We start from the raw sequence: 17,264 nt of genomic DNA on the forward strand, positions 1-17,264 counted from the left end.
AAGTCGCTTCTCAAGGGAGACTGATCACATGACCACCCTTGAGGAGACCATCGCGGCGATCCGCCCCGCGGATCCGGCGGCCGTCGCCGAGGCCCGCGCCCACCAGGACCGCCTGACCAAGCCCCGTGGCGCGCTGGGCGCCCTGGAGGACGTGGCGGTACGGCTGGCCGGAGCCGCGGCGGTCAGCCCGCCCCCGCTCCCGGTTCCCGCGGCTCTGGCGATCTTCGCCGCGGACCACGGAGTCCACGCCAGGGGCGTGACCCCGTGGCCACGGGAGGTCACCCTGCAGATGGTCGGCAACTTCCTCGCGGGCGGTGCCGTGGCCAACGCCTTCGCGGCCCAGGTCGGCGCCTCGGTGACGGTCGTCGACGTGGGCGTGGCCGCCGACCTCGACCCCGCGCCCGGCCTGACGATCAGCAAGGTCGCGTACGGCACGGCCGACCTGTCCAGGGGGCCGGCGATGACCCCGGAGCAGGCGATCGCGGCCCTGGAGGCCGGGATGGCCGTGGCCCGCGACCTTGTCGAGGGGGGTGCCCGCTGCCTGGTCACCGGGGACATGGGCATCGCCAACACCACCGCCTCGGCCGCGCTGATCTGCGCGTTCACCGGTCACGACGCGGCCGTCGTGACCGGCAGGGGCACCGGTGTCGACGACGAGACCCTGGCGCGCAAGGTCGAGGTGGTCCGCGAGGCCCTCCGGGTGAACGGCCTGGAGCCCGAGTGGGACGGCGCCTCCGGGACTCTCACCCCGGTCTCCGGGGTGCCCGCCCTGGAGACGCTGGCCGCGGTCGGCGGCCTGGAGCACGCGGCGATCGCCGGGTTCGTCCTCGCCGGGGCCGCTCTTCGCGTACCGGTCATCCTGGACGGTGTCATCGCGGGGGCGGCGGCGCTGGCGGCGGCGGCGCTGGCCCCCGACGTCGTCGACCACTGCGTGGCGGGACACCGTTCGGCCGAGCCCGGCCACGCGGTCGCCCTGGACCACCTCGGGCTGCGTCCTCTGGTCGAGCTGGAACTCCGGCTCGGCGAGGGCACCGGCGGCCTGCTCGCCCACCCTCTCGTCTGTGCGGCGGTCAGGGTGATGCACGAGGTCGCGACCTTCGATTCAGCCGGTGTGACGGACAAGGAAGCCTGATCTACGGAAGTCTTGAGTCGAGGGGTTGACAGCGGTCAACTCTTTCTTGACAGCTGTTAACACGGGAGCAGCGAAGAGAGCACTGTTAGCCGGTAGGTTTACCTCTTAGCACGCCATGCTTCACAATTCCTCGCGAACGGGAGATCTGTCGCCATGTCGCCCTACCTGCTTGGCCTGCGCCTCTCCGGGCGGCGAGTGCTCGTCGTGGGTGGAGGACGCGTCGCCCAGCGGCGGGTGCCGGCGCTGCTCGACGCGGGCGCCCTGGTCACCATCGTCTCGACGAGCGTCACGCACGCCCTCGACGACCTCATCGCGACAGGCCGGGTGACCTGGGAGACCAGGCGCTACCAGGTCGGCGACGTCGACGGGGCCTGGCTGGTGCAGGCCTGCACGAACGACCGCGCGGTGAACGCCGCGGTGGCCGCGGAGGCCGAGGCCAAGCGGATCTGGTGCGTACGCGCCGACGACAAGGACGCCTCGGCGGCCTGGACCCCGGCCAGCGGCAAGGTGGACGAGATCAGCGTGGCGATCACCGCGGGAGGCGATCCCCGCCGCGCCGCCGGGATCAGGGACGCCGTCGTCGGAGCCCTCAGGGACGGTACGGTCGACGCCAGGCGCAACCGCACCAAGCCGGTGGGTGTCGCCCTGGTCGGCGGCGGGCCCGGCGACCCCGGCCTGATCACGGTCCGCGGGCGGCAACTGCTGGCCCAGGCCGACGTGGTCGTCGCCGACCGCCTCGCCCCGCAGGCCCTGCTCGACGAGCTCTCCCCGGACGTCGAGCTGATCGACGCCGCGAAGATCCCCTATGGCCGCTACATGGCCCAGGAGAGGATCAACGAGCTGCTGGTCGAGCACGCCAGGCAGGGCAAGTTCGTGGTCCGGCTCAAGGGGGGCGACCCGTTCGTCTTCGGCCGCGGCGGCGAGGAGATGCTCGCCTGCGCCCGCGAGGGCATCCCGGTCATCGTGGTTCCCGGCATCACCAGCCCGGTCGCGGTGCCCGCCGCCGTCAACGTGCCCGTGACACATCGCGGGGTGAGCCAGGAATTCCACGTGATCTCCGTACATGTTCCGCCGGGCGACGAGAGATCCACCGTCGACTGGCCCAATTTGGCCAGATCCGGCGGCACGCTGGTGCTTATGATGGCGGTCGAACGGATCGAAGTGATCGCCGAAACGCTGATCCATGACGGACGTTCGCCGGAAACTCCCGTAATGGTGGTACAGGACGGTACTCTTCCGACCCAACGCGCTCTTTACGCCACGCTATCCACCGTGGCGGAGCGCGTGAGCGCGGCCGGGATTCGGCCACCTGCGATCGTGATCGTCGGCGATGTCGTGAAGGTCGGCCAGGAGGTCGAGATGGTTCGAGCGGAGCGAGTACCGTGAAATCGGCGTCCAACAGGCCCCCCCACTCGGGTGGTGGCCGTGACCCTCGCCTTGCCGGCACCCCCCAGGAGCCACCCGACGACACCTCGTCGGATGACAAGGAATCCCCCGGCGAGCAGACGGTGACCTTCGGCGCCATCCGCGCCGACGACGACGCGGCCTCCATCCGCGCGCGCGGACAGTCCCCCGTGCCCCAGCCTGGGACGGCCGCTCCCGCCGCGCCTCGGGGCCGGGCGGCGGGGCCCGCGGTCCCGGGTGGCGTGACCGGTCCCGCCACGCCCGCGGGCAGAACGGCGGGCCCCGCCGGGCCAGGCCGGCCAGGTGGTTCCGCCGGTTCCGCGCCCCAGACCGGGGCGAGCGACCCTGCCTCCCCGCCCGCCCCCGAGGAGGCGATGGAGGCCTTCCGCGCCGCCGCCGCCGCTGCCCAGGCCAAGATCGAAGCCATCACCACCTCCCGTGAAGCGGCTCCCAACCCCACCTCCCCACGCGCCCAGGGCGGTCGTCCGGCGAGCCCCTCACGGGGCGGCCCCGCCGCGGCACCCGGCAGGGGTGCGCCCGCTTCGCGCGGGGGTGTGCCCGCTTCGCCCGGTGCGGCCCCCGGTCAGGGCACTCCCACCTCCCCGGGTGCCCGCGGGGGTGCGCCCGCCTCGCCGAGCGCCTCGCGCGGAGGTGCCCCCGTCCCGCCGGACGTCTCCCGTGGAGATGCGCCCGCCTCGCCCGGTGTCGTCTCCGGCCCCGGCACCTCTCACGGCGCCCCCGCCTCTCACGGTGTCCCGGCCTCGCCGGGTGCTTCTCGAGGAGGCGCCCCCACGGCTCCTCCGGGCGTTTCCCGAGGACAGGGTGCTCCCGCGGGGGATTCTCCGGGCGCCTCACGCGAGGGCACCGCCCCCGGCGCGCTTTTCCGCCCGGGTGCCCCTGTCCCGCCGAGCGTTCCTCGCACCGGTGGCCCCGCCATGCCCTCCTCCGGTGCTCCCGGTGCTCCTGCCTCCCCGGCCACCCCCGGTGCGGCCTTCCGCCCGGGGGCTCCTGCCTCTCCGAACGCTCCCCAAGGTGGTGACACCGCCGGGGCCGCGCCCGGTGCTCTTTTCCGCCCGGGCGCCCCTGTCCCGCCGAGTGCCCCTCGTACCGGTGGCCCCGCCTTCCCCCCGCCCGGCACCGCCGGAAGCGACACCCCGAGCCCCGCTCCTCGGGAGGCCCCGAGTCCCGCCTCCAGAGAAGGCATCGACGCCTCCCGTACGGCCGACGAGGGTCTCTCCCCCCGGTTCGAGAGCGGCGGCCCCGGCGGCGAGGACGAGCGGTCCCAGGCCGAAGGCGCCCCGCCCCTTCGCGCGAGCAGGACCGGGGAGGAGCGGGATGAGATCGTCGTCCTCGGCACGACCCCGCAGGAGCGACGCGACGAGTCCGAGGACGGCGCGGAGAGCGGCGGCAGCACGCCGGGCACCGGCCAGGTCGAGGGCGAGGCCGGGCGGCGGCCCCTGATCGCCGGAGAGGGCGGCAGGACCGGCGACACCTCGCGGGCCGACGACGCTTCCCGGTCCGGTGCCGAGGGCGCCCGAAGCGACAGCGGTGGCTTTCTCGCCTCCCAGGACGAGGACGGGCCCGCTGAGATCGACGACGGCAGGTCCCGCCGCGGCGCCGAGGCCGTTGACGCTGAGACCGGTGACGCGGCCCCGCAGGCCGGTGACAACGCTTCGCGGACCGGCCGGACCGGCGCCGAGGCCGGGCACGACGCCGGCCCCGCCGGTATCGACGACGAGGCCGAGCGCGGCGGTGAGGTCCGCCGCGATGCCGGTACCGACGGCACCGGGGCCATCGGCCGCCAGACCGCGAGTGAGGCCGAGCCCGCCGGCTCCTCCGAGAGCGCCGACGAGGCGCGGGACGAGGACGAGGGCGACGACGCGGCCGGTGACGAGGTCCGGGACGAGACCGGAACCACCGACGGCGGCACGGAGGCCGACAACGAGAGGATCGGTGGCGAGGACGACGAGGCCCCGGACGGGAAGGACGCGGGGTCGCCGGGCGGCCGGACGCGGGAGACCCCCCTTCCCGAGGCCGTCTCCGAGGCGCTGAGCAGCGCGCTCACCGCCGTACGCACCGGTGTCACCGACCTCAGCTTCGGCCTGGACCTCCCCGGCGCGGACGAGGCCAGGCGGGTCCAGAGCGAGATCCTGGCCCAGCTCGACGACTACGTGATCCCTCGCGTCCACACGAGCACCGCGCCCGCCCTCGTCGTGGTCGCGGGCTCCACCGGCGCGGGCAAGTCCACGCTCCTCAACACCCTGGCCAACGCCAAGGTCAGCGCGACCGGCGTGCGCCGCCCGACGACCGGAACGCCCGTTCTGGCCTGCCACCCCGACGACCACGAGTGGTTCGCCGAGGGTGACCTGCTCGGCAGCCTCCGGCGGCTCAGCGAGCCCGACCCCGAGGGCGCCTCCGGAGGCCTCGTGCTCGTCTCCACCGAGCGCCTCCCTCCCGGCGTGGCACTACTCGACACGCCGGACATCGACTCGGTCGTCGAGGAGCACCACGAGATCGCCCACCGCATGCTCGACGCGGCCGATCTGTGGATCTTCGTCACCACCGCCGCCCGGTACGCCGACGCCCCGGCCTGGCGACTGCTCCGCCTGGCCAAGGAGCGCGGAGCCCGCCTGGCCATCGTGCTCTCCCGGGTTCCGCCCAGGTCCCAAGAAGTGATCAGCAAGCACTTCGTCAGGATGCTCACCGAGTACGGTCTCGGCGAGGTCGACCGGTTCGTCATCAACGAGAGCAAGGTCACCGACGGGATGCTTCCCGATCACGAGGTGAGCGAGCTGCGTCTCTGGCTGACCGAGCTGTCGGTCGACGACCGGCGCCGCGCGCAGGCCGTACGGGCGACCCTGGACGGAGTACTGAACAGTTTCCGCACCCGTGTCCCCGCGCTGGCCAAGCAACTGGAGGTCCAGGTCGCCTTCCGCAGGGACCTCCGCGGTGACGTGGACGGCGCCTACGCCCGCGCGCTGGCCGAGATCGACAAGAGCACCGGCGACGGTTCACTGCTCCGGGGCGAGGTGCTCGCCCGCTGGCAGGACTTCGCCGGGTCCGGCGACCTCATGCGTACCCTCCACCTGCGCAGGCCGAGCCGTTTCGGCGGCAAGGCGAGCCAGCAGGCGCCCGAGCGGCTCAGCGCCCTGAAGTCCGCGCTGCGGGCGGGGCTGGAGTCGGTGGTCGTCTCGGCGGCGCACCGGGCCGCGGAGGAGGCCGCCTCGCGCTGGCTGAACCGTCCGGGCGCGCAGGAGGCCCTGGCGTCGGCACCCGGTCTCGGCCGCGCGTCCGACGAGCTCCTGCGCAGGACCGGCCGGACCATCGCGGCCTGGCAGGAGCACATCATCGAGCTGATACGCACCGAGGGGGTGACCAAGCGGTCGGTGGCCAGGGTGATCTCGTTCGACGTCGAGTCCCTGTCGCTGATCCTGACCATCGGGCTGCTCGGTTACGGCTCCTCGGACGCGCAGAACGGCACCGGGGCGCTACCGCAACGGCTGGTGCACGCGCTGCTCGGCGCGGAGTCGCTGCGCAACATCGGCGTGAAGGCCCGGAGCGATCTCCGAGCCCGGATCGGCATGCTCTTCGACGACGAGATGGCGCGTTACACCCAGGCTCTCGACGGTGCGGGTATACCTGACGAATCCGCCGCCACCCGCCTTTACCAGGCAACGTACAACCTTGAGGTCGCCCGATGAGTGTTGGCACCACCCAGTCACGCCAGGGTCTCGGCAGCAGGCTCGCCGCGCTGGCTCGGATCGTGGAGCTGGGGCCGGGCAAGGTCGAGCCCAAGCTCCTCGCCGACTCGGGTCAGCTGCTGCTGCGCGCCGGTGACAGGCTCAAGCTCTCCTCCGACCACACCGTGGTCGCGCTCGCGGGGGGTACGGGCAGCGGCAAGTCGACACTGTTCAACTCGATCTCCGGCCTGGAGCTGTCGCCGACGGGGGTACGCCGCCCGACCACGGCCCGTACGCACGCCTGTGTCTGGGGTCTGGACGGCGCCGGCCCGCTGCTCGACTGGTTGCAGATCCAGTGGCGGCACCGCTTCGCGCGGGCCAGCGCCCTGGACCGGGGCGAGAGCCAGCTCCACGGGCTGATCCTGCTCGACCTGCCCGACCACGACTCCATCCGGGCGCTGACCGACACCGAGGCCGACCGGCTGATCCAGGTCGCCGACCTCGTCGTGTGGGTGCTCGACCCGCAGAAGTACGCCGACGCCTCCACGCACCGGCGCTACGTGACCGATCTGGCCGGGCACGAGGCAGTGACGATCTTCGTGCTCAACCAGGCCGACCGGCTCGACCGGGAGGAGCTGGCCGAGTGCGTCGCGGATCTGGACGGCCTGCTCCGCCGCGAGGGGGTCGAGGACCCCGTGATCGTCACCACCTCGGCGATCACGGGCCGGGGCGTCGACAACCTCAAGGGCGTCCTCGCCGAGACCGTTTCCAGGCGCAGGGCCGCGACCCAGCGGCTGGAGGCCGACCTCGGCCGGCTGACGCTCCGTCTCACGAAGATCATGCCCGTCGACGGCGCGTCCGCTCCACCCTCCTCCATCGACGACGCCCGCAGGATCGGGCTCACCGACGCCCTCTGCGACGCGGTCGGCGTTCCCGCGGTCGGCGAGGCGATGGAGAACGTGTACGCCGCGAGGTCCGGCGAGTGGGTCGGCTGGCCCTACACCCGCTGGGCCGCCAAGCTCCGTCCCGACCCGCTGAACAGCCTGCGTCTGGGCGATCTGCGAGACGAGATCCACGGCCTGACCGGCGGTTCGGTGAGCGCGCAGCCCGCCGAGGTGGAGACCGCAGTCCAGGCGCTCACCGACGGCCTGAGCTCGGGCATGCACGAGGCGTGGCAGAACGGGATCAGGGACGCCGCGCGTTCCCGCTCCTCGCAGCTGCCGGAGGTGCTCTCCGAGGAGCTGTCGGAGGTCGCGCCGCGGCTGGACAGGGTTCCCGGCTGGTGGCGGTTGCTCCTGGCCTGGCAGTACTTCCTGGTCCTGCTCTTCGTCGCGGGCCTGGCCTGGGTCGGTATGGCTCTCACCTACGGCGTGTTCGGCGCAGGGAGCCCGCCGGAGGGGCTGGAGGTGTTCGGCGACGCCGCCTCGCTGCCGTGGGTCGGATTGATGATCTTCTCCGTCCTGGGGCTCGGCCTGCTCACCGCGATGGCCAGCCGCAACTTCGTCGTGCTCGGCGCGGGCAACGAGCGTGACGCGCTGGAGCGCGAGATGCGCCGCAGGGTCGCCGGTGTCGCCGAGAGCATGGTGATCGAGCCGGTGGAGCGGGAGCTGACCCGCTATAACGAGTTCTATTCAGCCATGCGAGGCCTGCGCGGTTGATCCGCCCTTCTTCTCCTCGCACAGGGGTGACGCCCCGTACAGAGGTGAGCTCCGCGCAGGGGTGACGCCCCGTACAGAGGTGAGCTCCGCGCAGGGGTGGGTCTCACTCAGGGGTGGTTGAAGCCGGGTCGTCCACAGTTTTCGCAGGCGTCCCGGGCTTGTCCACAGAGCGCGATTCGGTAATCCGTGCGGGGGGTGGGCCGGGCCATCGTGTCCTCATGCCGCCGGCACTCAGCCGGCTCTCATGGGAGGCACGATGAACGACATCTACGTCACGCTGACCGGTAACGTCGCGGCCCCGCCGCGCCAGCACACCTTCCCCGACGGTTCCCGGGTGACCTCGCTCAAGATCGCCTCAACGAGCCGTTACTTCGATCGTGAGAACCAGCAGTGGCGCAATGGTGAGACGACCTACTTCGGCGTCCGCTGCTTTCGCGGGCTGGCCGACAACGTCGCGCAGTCGGTCCATCTGGGCCAGCCGGTCGTGGTCCAGGGACGCCTGCGGATCCGCGAGTTCGCCCACGAGGGGGAGCGCCGGTTCATGCCCGAGGTGGAGGCCAACTCGCTCGGTCACGACCTGCGCTGGGGGCTCGGGAGTTTCACCAAGCCGCAGCGCGGCGGGCCGGTCGCGGCTCTCGGCAGCGCGGAGCGGATCGAGCTCGACAGGGAGACCTCCGACTGGGCGATGAGCGGTGGCGCCCCTGTCGCGGCCGAGGCCGTCGGTGCCCTGTCCCTGCCGAAGGCCGGCTTCGGCGACCCGAAGACCGGCCTCGACGACGAGACGTCCACGCCGCGCGAGACGGAGATCACGCTGGGCGGCGAGGCGGCCGGAGACGGTGCGATGCCCGGGGACATCACCCATCTCGGGGGCATCACCCATCCCGGAGACGTCGTCGAGCCCCGAGACGCCGTCGACCGCCGGGAAGGTGCCGATCCCGGAGAGGCCGCCGGGGTTCCACCACGCGGGGCGGATCACGAGCCCGCCGGACAGGAGCCGGTGGAGGGAGAGACCGTGGCGAGGCGAGGGAGGGCGGGGAAGAGCACACCGACGAGGCGGCAGGACGCGGGAGGCAGGAGAAGCCCAGGCACGGGGGAGGAGACGGCCGGGGGTGTGCCGGGTGCGATGAGGATCCGCCCGGATGCGAGCGATGAGACGCCCTGGCCGACGCGGGAGAGCGTGGCGGCCTGAGCCACTTTCCACTGGGGGGCCCGGCCGCTTTCCACTGGGAGGCCCGGCCGCCGGCAGGCCCGGGCCGCGGGCCTCCCAGTGGACCGGTGTTCAAGCCCGGAGCACCGGTGTGGGAAGCGTCCGAGGTGAAGCCGAAACGAGCGAGAGGCCGATACCGGCAGGGTCGGGACCAGAGGGTGAGCGCGGGCCCGTACGAAGGGCTGAGCGTCGGCCCGGACAGGGGCGATACCGGTTCGGGTAGGGGTTATGTCGGTTCGAGCGGGGAGCCGAGCGGGGGCGGATGACCACGAACCGGAGGAGGGCGGGAAGGACCGGAAGGAGGCGAGGCGGAGGAGAGGAAGAGACGAAGGTGAGGAGCAGGAGAGGCGGAGGAGAGGAATGGGGAGAGGCGGGAGAACGGGGGTGAGGGTTCTGCCTGGAAAGCGCGTCTGACGGAGCAGAGGCCTCGTGGAGAGGGGGCCTGGTGCGGGCGGAGTGAGGGGGCATCGGCCGGACGCGGTCGGTGTCTCGCCGCGACAGCGCGGCGACGCCGAGATAACCGGCCGATGGTCTTGCCCGTGTCAGATGCCGAGACACCTGTTAGGTCCAGGTCACGCCCCGCAGCATGGCTTGCTCCTTTCCCACACGGCCCGCTCGCGAGCGAGCGGTTTCCAAGTCGTGGGTCAACCGGTGGGCTGACTCACTCTGCCAAAGGTAGCGGTTACCATCGCGCGTCGCACACTCCGCAACTATTGTGTTACACATCGTTAGTCGGAGAGGGGGACGACATGGCGGCTCCCAGCCACACCTCGGTCAAACCGCGCGACGGCATGACACCCTTGGTCGATCGGTGGCCCCTGCTGGGGCAGCGTCGCCCGCTGGTCGGCTACCTCTGCGGGCTGGTGGTGCTGGATCTCGTCGCGATCGTGTTTTTCTCGATATCCGGTGTTTTTCGCTGGTCCGATGTGCTGACCTTCACCGCGCTGATGGTGTGCGGAGCCGTGTGCATCGAGGCGACCCGGAGACTCGGCATGCCTGCGGGCGTCTACCGTGATCTGCTTTCCGCCTGGTGGCTGCCCGCCGCGCTGCTCCTCCCGCCCCTCTACGCGCTCCTGGCGCCCATCCCGCTCCAGTTCCTGCTGCAGAAGCGGGTGCGCGCGACGGTGGTCTACCGGCGGGTCGTCAGCTCCGCGGCGATCGGCCTGGCCGGATGCGCGGCCTCCCTGCTCTTCCACGCCGCGGTCGGCGACCTGAACGCGCTGACCAGGGGTGAGGGAGGACCGATCGTGGTGGCCATCGGCTGCGCGGTCCTGTTCACGGTGATCAACACCGCGCTGATCGCCGTCGCCGCGCACACCGCCGACCCCGACAGTCGCTGGCGAGAGGTCCTGTGGAACCGGGAGAGCCTGCTCCTCGACGTCGTCGAGCTCTGTCTCGGCGTCCTCGTCTCCATCACCTGCGGGCTCAACCTGGCCCTGCTGGTCCTGGCGCTGCCGCCGGTGGTGCTGCTGCAGCGCAGCCTGCTGCACGCCCAGCTCCAGGCGGCGGCCCGCACCGATCTCAAGACAGGTCTGCTGAACGCCGCGGCCTGGCAGCGGGAGGCCGACACCGAGATCGTCAGGGCGCGTCGCACGGGGGAGACGCTCGCGTTGCTGATCGTCGACATCGACCATTTCAAGAGGGTCAACGACACCTACGGCCACCTGATCGGCGATCAGGTGCTCGTCGGGGTGGCCGACACCATCCGCAGCCAGCTGCGCGACTACGACGTGGTGGGCCGGTTCGGCGGCGAGGAGTTCGTCGTCCTGCTGCCCAGGGCCGACGTGACCGAGGCCCGCAGGGTCGCCGAGCGGCTGCGTTCCCGGGTGGGACGGATGGCGGTTCCCGCCGACGAGAACATGATCACCGTGACCATCTCGGTCGGTGTCGCGATCATGAGTGTGCACGGAGACGACCTGATCGAGCTGCTCGCCGCCGCCGACCTCGCTCTTTACCGTGCGAAGGAGCTCGGCCGCGACCAGATCTGCCTGCCCGCCACCGTCGTGCCCCCGGCCCGCCGGCCAGGATCCGACGCCACTCCCGGCTGAACTCCCGGACCCTGTCCGAGGCCGCCCCTAGCTGAACTCCCCAGGCCCTAAACTAAAGGCATGCCGGAGTACATCTACACACTGCAGCGCGTGCGCAAGGCGCACGGCGACAAGGTCGTCCTTGACGACGTGACGCTGTCGTTCCTGCCGGGCGCCAAGATCGGTGTCCTGGGTCCCAACGGCACCGGAAAGTCGACGCTGCTGAAGATGATGGCGGGCCTGGAGCAGCCGTCCAACGGCGACGCCCGGCTCATGCCCGGCTTCACCGTCGGCATGCTTCAGCAGGAGCCCCCCCTCAACGAATCCAAGACCGTCCTCGGCAACGTCGAAGAGGGTGTCGCCGAGACCAAGGCGATGCTCGACCGCTTCAACGAGATCGCCGAGCTGATGGCCACCGACTACAGCGACGAGCTCCTCGACGAGATGGGCAAGCTCCAGGACGCCCTCGACCACCGCAACGGCTGGGATCTCGACAGCCAGCTGGAGCAGGCGATGGACGCCCTCCGCTGTCCCCCGCCGGACGCCGAGGTCACCCAGCTCTCCGGTGGTGAGCGCCGCCGGGTCGCCCTCTGCAAGCTGCTTCTGGAGCAGCCCGATCTGCTGCTGCTCGACGAGCCCACCAACCACCTCGACGCCGAGAGTGTCCAGTGGCTCGAGTCGCACCTGGAGAAATACCCGGGCACCGTCCTGGCCGTCACCCACGACCGCTACTTCCTGGACAACGTGGCCAACTGGATCCTGGAGCTCGACCGGGGCCGCTGCCATCCCTACGAGGGCAACTACTCCACCTACCTGGAGGCCAAGGCGGCGCGGCTCAAGCTTGAGGGCCAAAAAGACGCCAAGCGCAAGAAGCGCCTGGAAGAGGAGCTGGAGTGGGTCCGCTCCAACGCCAGGGCCCGCCAGACCAAGAGCCGGGCGCGCCTCCAGCGCTACGAGGAGATGGCCGCCGAGGCCGACAAGCACCGCAAGCTCGACTTCGAGGAGATCCAGATCCCGCCGGGCCCGCGCCTGGGAACCACGGTCATCCGGTCCGAGAAGCTCACCAAGGGCTTCGAGGAGCGGGTCCTGATGGAGAGCCTCTCCTTCGACCTCCCGCGCAACGGCATCGTCGGCATCATCGGCCCGAACGGCGTCGGAAAGACGACCCTGTTCCGGATGATCACCGGCAGCGAGACGCCCGACAACGGCGAGATCGTCATCGGCGACACCGTCAAGATCTCCTACGCCGACCAGAGCAGGGGCGGGATCGACCCGTCCAAGAACGTCTGGGAGGTCGTCTCCGACGGGCTCGACTACATCAAGGTCGGCCAGGTCGAGATGCCGTCCCGCGCCTACATCGCCGCGTTCGGGTTCAAGGGCCCGGACCAGCAGAAGAAGGCGGGCATCCTGTCCGGCGGAGAGCGCAACCGGCTCAACCTGGCGCTCACCCTCAAGCAGGGCGGCAACGTGCTGCTGCTCGACGAGCCCACCAACGACCTCGACACCGAGACGCTCTCCAGCCTGGAGAACGCGTTGCTGGAGTTCCCCGGCTGCGCGGTCATCACCTCGCACGACCGGTGGTTCCTCGACCGCATCGCCACCCACATCCTCGCCTGGGAAGAGGGCTCGAACTGGTTCTGGTTCGAGGGCAACTACGCCGACTACGAGAAGAACAAGATCGAGCGCCTGGGTGCCGACGCGGCCCGGCCGCACCGCGTCACCTACCGCAAGCTCACCCGCGACTGATCCCGGTCCCGGAGACCGCTCTGGTCTCCGGTCCGGGGCGCCGCACCTGACAGGGGCCCGCCCGCGACGGGTGTGGCCCGGGCCCGGTGTGGTCCGGTCGTGACAGGCCGCGCTTCCGACGAGCCCCCGATGCCCCGCCGTACGGCGGGCACCGGGGGCTCGCTACGGTTTCGGGTGTGTTTGGACAGAGCATCGTGGGCGGCGTCGGCCGTGGCCATCGGCATGTGTTCCCCAGGTCCGTCAGGTTCGCCGACATCGACTCGCTGGGACACGTCAACAACGTGCGGTTTCTCGATTATCTGGAGGACGCGCGGCTTGCGCTGTTCCATGTCGACCCTCACCGCGAGGGCAACGAGCCGTTCAAGGGGCTCGTGATCGCCCGGCACGAGGTCGACTATCTACGTCCCCTCACCTTTCGCCCCGATCCGGTCCGGGTGGAGTCGTGGGTGACGGAGATCCGGCCGGTGCGGTTCACCCTCGCGTACGAGATCCGCGACGATGAGGAGATCTTCGTCAAGGCCCGCTCGGTGCTCGTGGCCTACGACGTGGCGAGCGCCTCCCCCCGGCGGTTGAACCAGGATGAGCTCGCCTATCTGGGCAGGTTCGCCGAAGCCTGAGGTCTGAGGCCTCAGGACGGGGAACAGGGAGCAGGGCGAGGGCCGGAGGTGTGCGCCGCCCGCCCCTGGAGTGCCCGCCGTTCCTCCTCACGGAGCGGCCCGCCACCCCCGCTGCACGTCCGTGGCGTGCTCGTCTGTCCGGTGCGCGGCCGTCGCCCGTCACGGGCGACGGCCGCGCGCCGGGAGCCTCAGGCGTCGGGGGTGTACAGCCAGGCCGCGGTGTCCGGCAGGAGCAGGTGACCGTCCACCGGGGCGCTGCCGATCAGGACGCGGTCGTGCGGCGGCAGTTGCACCGGTTCGGAACCGCAGTTGATGACACAGGTCAGGGGGCCTCGGCTGAAGATGAGGGCGTCCTCGGGGGCGTCCAGCCAGGTGATCTCGTCGGGCAGCGTGCCGCGCAGCTCGCGGCGGGCGCTCAGGGCCTCCTGGTAGAAGCTCAGCGTCGAGCCCGGATCGTTCGCCTGACGCTCGGCGGAGAGCACGACCCACTCGACCGGCTGGGGCAGCCAGGGCCGTGTCCCCTCGGGCGAGAAGCCGTAGGGCTCGGCCACGCCGGACCAGGGGAGGGGGACCCGGCAGCCGTCACGGCCGGGCAGCTCTCCCTTGGAACGGGTGAAGATGGGATCCTGGCGGGCCTCCGGGGGAAGATCCTTCACCTCGGGGAGGCCTAGTTCCTCCCCCTGGTAGAGATATGCCGAGCCAGGTAGGGCGAGCATGGCGAGCAGGGCCGCCCGGGCACGGGAGAGGCCCGTCGTGGAGTTGGTCAGGCCGTTGCCGTACCGGGTCACGTGGCGGACCACGTCGTGGTTGGAGAGCACCCAGGTGGGAGCGGTCACGGCGGCCAGCGTGTCATCGATGACCTTCTTGAACGCGGGCCCCGACCAGGGCGCCTCCAGCCAGGCGAAGTTGAAGCTCTGGTGCAGCTCGTCGGGGCGGACGTACAGTGCGAGATCCTCGGCGGAGTCGGTCCAGACTTCGCCGATCGCCATCCGCTCGCCCTCGTAGGAGTCGAGCACCTTGCGCCAGTCGCGGTAGATCTCGTGCACCTCCGGCTGCCCCCAGATCGGCGACACGGCCTTGAACGCCTGTCCCTCCGGAGGGGTGTCCGGCAGCCCTTCGGACTTGTACAGGCCCATCGCCACGTCGATCCTGAACCCGTCCACTCCCCGGTCGAGCCAGAACCGCAGCACGTCCAGGAACTCGGAGTGCACCTCGGGGTTGCGCCAGTTGAAGTCGGGCTGCTCCGGGGCGAAGAGGTGGAGATACCACTGCCCGTCGGGTGTCTTGCTCCAGGCCGGGCCGCTGAAGGTCGACTGCCAGTTGTTGGGCGGCAGGTCCCCGCCGTCGCGGAAGATGTAGCGGTCGCGTCCCTCGCCCCGCAGCGCGGCCTGGAACCACTCGTGGGCGGAGGAGCTGTGGTTCGGAACGATGTCGACGATCACCCGCAACCCGAGCCGGTGCGCCTCGGAGACGAGCTCGTCGAAGTCGGCGAGCGTGCCGAAGAGCGGGTCGACGTCGCGGTAGTCGGCCACGTCGTAGCCGCCGTCGGCCATGGGGGAGCGGTAGAAGGGGGTCAGCCAGATCGCGTCCACGCCGAGTTCGGCGAGGTACGGCAGGCGCTGCCTGATGCCGGGCAGATCGCCGACGCCGTCTCCGGAGGCGTCGGCGAAGCTGCGAACGTAGATCTCGTAGACGACGGCGTCACGCCACCAGGGGGTTTCCATGTGCATGGATTGCCCCCGCTCCGCGGTGTTTATGCGTCGCGACCCCCGACCATGCGGTGTTCGTGCGCCGGGGGCGTCGACCATGCGGTGGTCCGCGCGTCAGAGGCTCCGACCATGCGGTGGCTCATGCGTCGGGGACCCTGATCATGCGGTGGTCCGCGCCGGGAACCCCGGCCACGCGGTGATTCACGCGTCGGGGGCGTTGACCATGCTGTGCGCCGCGTACACGAGATAGTCCCAGAGACGCTTTTCCAGGTCGTCGGGGAGCTCCAGGGAGACCACCGCGTCGTGCATGCGCCGGAGCCACGCGTCGCGCTCGGCCGAGCGGATGACGAACGGATTGTGCCGCATCCTCAACCGGGGGTGGCCGCGCTGCGTGCTGTAGGTGTTGGGACCGCCCCAGTATTGGATGAGGAACAGGCGGAGCCGTTCCTCGGCGCCTTCGAGGTCGTCCTCGGGGTAGAGCGGCAGAAGGACCGGGTCGGCCGCCACCCCCTGGTAGAAGTGGTGCACCAGACGCCTGAAGGCCTCCTCGCCGCCGACGGCGTCGTAGAAGGACTGGGGTTCCTCGGGGGTAGCGGACACGTCTCCAGCCTAATTGACGTCAGGCGGCGATCGTGATGTCGGCCCGGTCGAGGGCGGACTTGATGCGAAGGCGCAGCTCGCGGGCGACCTCCGCCTGCCGGGAGGGGATGGTCTTGGCGCTGACCCGGAAGATGATGGCGGTGTCGGAGATCTGCTCGATGCCCCAGACCTGCGGCTCCTCGACGATGATCGAGTCGCGGAAGGCGGGCTCGTTCCACATCTCGTCGGCGACCTCCTTGAGCAGGTCGCGGACCACCGGGATCTCGGAGGCGTAGGCCACCGGCACATCGACCGTGGCACGTGACCAGCCCTGCGACTCGTTGCCGACCCGGGTGATCGTGCCGTTGCGGATGTACCAGACCCGGCCGTCGGCGTCGCGCAGGCGGGTGATGCGCAGGGTGACCGCCTCCACGGTGCCGACCGCGGCGCCCGCGTCGATCACGTCACCCACGCCGTACTGGTCCTCCAGGAGCATGAACATGCCGGCGATGAAGTCCTTGACGAGCTCCTGGGCGCCGAAGCCGATCGCCACGCCCAGGATGCCGACGCTGGTCAGCAGGGGGGCGATGGGGACGGAGAGGCGTTCGAGGACGGTCAGCACGGCGGTGCCCAGGATGATGATCGAGGCGATGTGCCTGAGCACCGAGCCGATGGTCTCCGCCCGCTGCCTGCGCCGCTCGGCCACGATCGCGTCGAGGCCCTCGGGGGTGACCGTCTCCCTGCCGCGCAGCCGCCCCGCCAGGGACGCGCGCTCGGTGGACGCCCTGCGCACCACCCGGCCGATCAGCCGGTGCGCCACGTTGCGCAGGATCAGCGCGATGACCACGACCAGCGTGATGGCGATCAGGCCCGCGATCACGGGGGCCACCCAGTCGACGGCCGCGGGCACGAGCATCTTCACGAAGTCGCAGACTACTCCCCCGCCGTCCCCGCATCCCCGTGTTAAGCCCGCGCTCGCGTCGAGAAGGTTCTCGACGACGACTCCCGCATCTGAGGTCGGGGTGGCGCTGGGGGTGGGGGCGGGCGTGGGGGAAAGCAGGAACACGGAGTGGATCCCTCTCGGATCGGATCGACCGGCGGACCGGATGAGTCATGCGACCCACCCATATTGCCGATCGAACCGGCCTCCGTCACATCACGCCGGGGAAGACGGGGACATCCTGGTCTAGGGCCGCGGGGGCGGACCCGGATGCCCCGGTGACGGGCGGCCCGGACGGGACACGCACCCGGAAGCGTGTCCCGTACCGTTCCCGAAAGGGATCCCTCCGGTCACCGCCCGGACGAGATACCGGACGGCAGCCTGTGCTTTACAGCAGTTCGTGGGCTTCGGCTCGCGGGAGCCTCCGCGTTCCGGCCGCGTTTTCGAAGTTTCCGCAGGTGGGAGTTCGCGCGTGTCGGCCGGACGATTCGGAGCCGGCGGGGTGCCCAGCGTCCGAGGACGCTCCGCACCGGTCACCCCGCCGACTCCGTCGAGCCGCGGCAGG

11 protein-coding genes are annotated in these 17,264 nt (G+C 71.0%); 8 read left to right on the forward strand and 3 right to left on the reverse strand.

Annotated elements, in window-relative coordinates; all coding sequences use genetic code 11:
• The first annotated feature begins 28 nt into the window (after positions 1-28).
• The 8 genes from cobT (at position 29) to ACVCAG_RS35755 (ending at position 13,471) form a co-directional block, all read left to right on the forward strand.
• Positions 29-1,132, forward strand: a complete 1,104-nt coding sequence (cobT, locus tag ACVCAG_RS35720; protein WP_440081306.1) for a nicotinate-nucleotide--dimethylbenzimidazole phosphoribosyltransferase — start codon at positions 29-31, stop codon at positions 1,130-1,132.
• A 153-nt stretch (positions 1,133-1,285) separates the two neighbouring features.
• Positions 1,286-2,518, forward strand: coding sequence for a uroporphyrinogen-III C-methyltransferase (gene cobA / locus ACVCAG_RS35725; protein ID WP_440081305.1), 1,233 nt, complete (start codon positions 1,286-1,288; stop codon positions 2,516-2,518).
• Between the two features lie 953 nt (positions 2,519-3,471).
• Entirely contained in the window at positions 3,472-6,237 is a 2,766-nt protein-coding gene (locus tag ACVCAG_RS35730) for a GTPase (RefSeq protein WP_447191191.1), read from the forward strand.
• On the forward strand, positions 6,234-7,874 hold the full coding sequence (locus ACVCAG_RS35735; RefSeq protein ID WP_447191192.1) for a GTP-binding protein: 1,641 nt from the start codon (positions 6,234-6,236) through the stop codon (positions 7,872-7,874). Before ACVCAG_RS35730 ends, ACVCAG_RS35735 begins: the two co-directional genes overlap by 4 nt.
• A 256-nt stretch (positions 7,875-8,130) precedes the next feature.
• Positions 8,131-9,063 (forward strand): single-stranded DNA-binding protein, encoded by a 933-nt coding sequence (locus ACVCAG_RS35740; RefSeq protein WP_447191193.1) that lies wholly within the window; start codon positions 8,131-8,133, stop codon positions 9,061-9,063.
• A 767-nt stretch (positions 9,064-9,830) separates the two neighbouring features.
• Positions 9,831-11,129: a diguanylate cyclase gene (locus tag ACVCAG_RS35745; RefSeq protein WP_440081301.1), complete on the forward strand. Its 1,299-nt coding sequence runs from the start codon at positions 9,831-9,833 to the stop codon at positions 11,127-11,129.
• 60 nt (positions 11,130-11,189) lie between these two features.
• Positions 11,190-12,854 carry an energy-dependent translational throttle protein EttA gene (gene ettA / locus ACVCAG_RS35750; RefSeq protein WP_447191194.1) on the forward strand — a complete coding sequence of 555 codons (1,665 nt, stop codon included), beginning with the start codon at positions 11,190-11,192 and terminating at the stop codon, positions 12,852-12,854.
• Positions 12,855-13,030: 176 nt separating this feature from the next.
• Positions 13,031-13,471, forward strand: coding sequence for a thioesterase family protein (locus ACVCAG_RS35755; RefSeq protein ID WP_440081299.1), 441 nt, complete (start codon positions 13,031-13,033; stop codon positions 13,469-13,471).
• A 188-nt stretch (positions 13,472-13,659) separates the two neighbouring features.
• Here ACVCAG_RS35755 and ACVCAG_RS35760 read toward each other — a convergent pair whose 3' ends face one another.
• From ACVCAG_RS35760 to ACVCAG_RS35770, 3 genes are all read right to left on the reverse strand, one after another.
• The gene (locus ACVCAG_RS35760; protein ID WP_440081298.1) at positions 13,660-15,201 is read right to left on the reverse strand and encodes a glycoside hydrolase family 13 protein; all 1,542 of its coding nucleotides are present in this window, start codon (positions 15,199-15,201) and stop codon (positions 13,660-13,662) included.
• A 180-nt stretch (positions 15,202-15,381) separates the two neighbouring features.
• Positions 15,382-15,780 carry a globin gene (locus ACVCAG_RS35765; RefSeq protein ID WP_440081297.1) on the reverse strand — a complete coding sequence of 133 codons (399 nt, stop codon included), beginning with the start codon at positions 15,778-15,780 and terminating at the stop codon, positions 15,382-15,384.
• 19 nt (positions 15,781-15,799) lie between these two features.
• Entirely contained in the window at positions 15,800-16,825 is a 1,026-nt protein-coding gene (locus ACVCAG_RS35770) for a mechanosensitive ion channel domain-containing protein (protein ID WP_440081296.1), read from the reverse strand.
• Positions 16,826-17,264: the final 439 nt, after the last annotated feature.

The organism is Streptosporangium sp. G12, from assembly GCF_052983175.1.

Excerpts from the sequence above, each read along its gene's own strand:
- ettA (WP_447191194.1), top strand. The coding sequence starts at position 11,190 with ATGCCGGAGTACATCTACACACTGCAGCGCGTGCGCAAGGCGCACGGC.
- ACVCAG_RS35735 (WP_447191192.1), top strand. The coding sequence starts at position 6,234 with ATGAGTGTTGGCACCACCCAGTCACGCCAGGGTCTCGGCAGCAGGCTC.
- ACVCAG_RS35760 (WP_440081298.1), bottom strand. The coding sequence starts at position 15,201 with ATGCACATGGAAACCCCCTGGTGGCGTGACGCCGTCGTCTACGAGATC.
- cobT (WP_440081306.1), top strand. The coding sequence starts at position 29 with ATGACCACCCTTGAGGAGACCATCGCGGCGATCCGCCCCGCGGATCCG.
- ACVCAG_RS35745 (WP_440081301.1), top strand. The coding sequence starts at position 9,831 with ATGGCGGCTCCCAGCCACACCTCGGTCAAACCGCGCGACGGCATGACA.
- ACVCAG_RS35740 (WP_447191193.1), top strand. The coding sequence starts at position 8,131 with ATGAACGACATCTACGTCACGCTGACCGGTAACGTCGCGGCCCCGCCG.
- ACVCAG_RS35730 (WP_447191191.1), top strand. The coding sequence starts at position 3,472 with ATGCCCTCCTCCGGTGCTCCCGGTGCTCCTGCCTCCCCGGCCACCCCC.
- cobA (WP_440081305.1), top strand. The coding sequence starts at position 1,286 with ATGTCGCCCTACCTGCTTGGCCTGCGCCTCTCCGGGCGGCGAGTGCTC.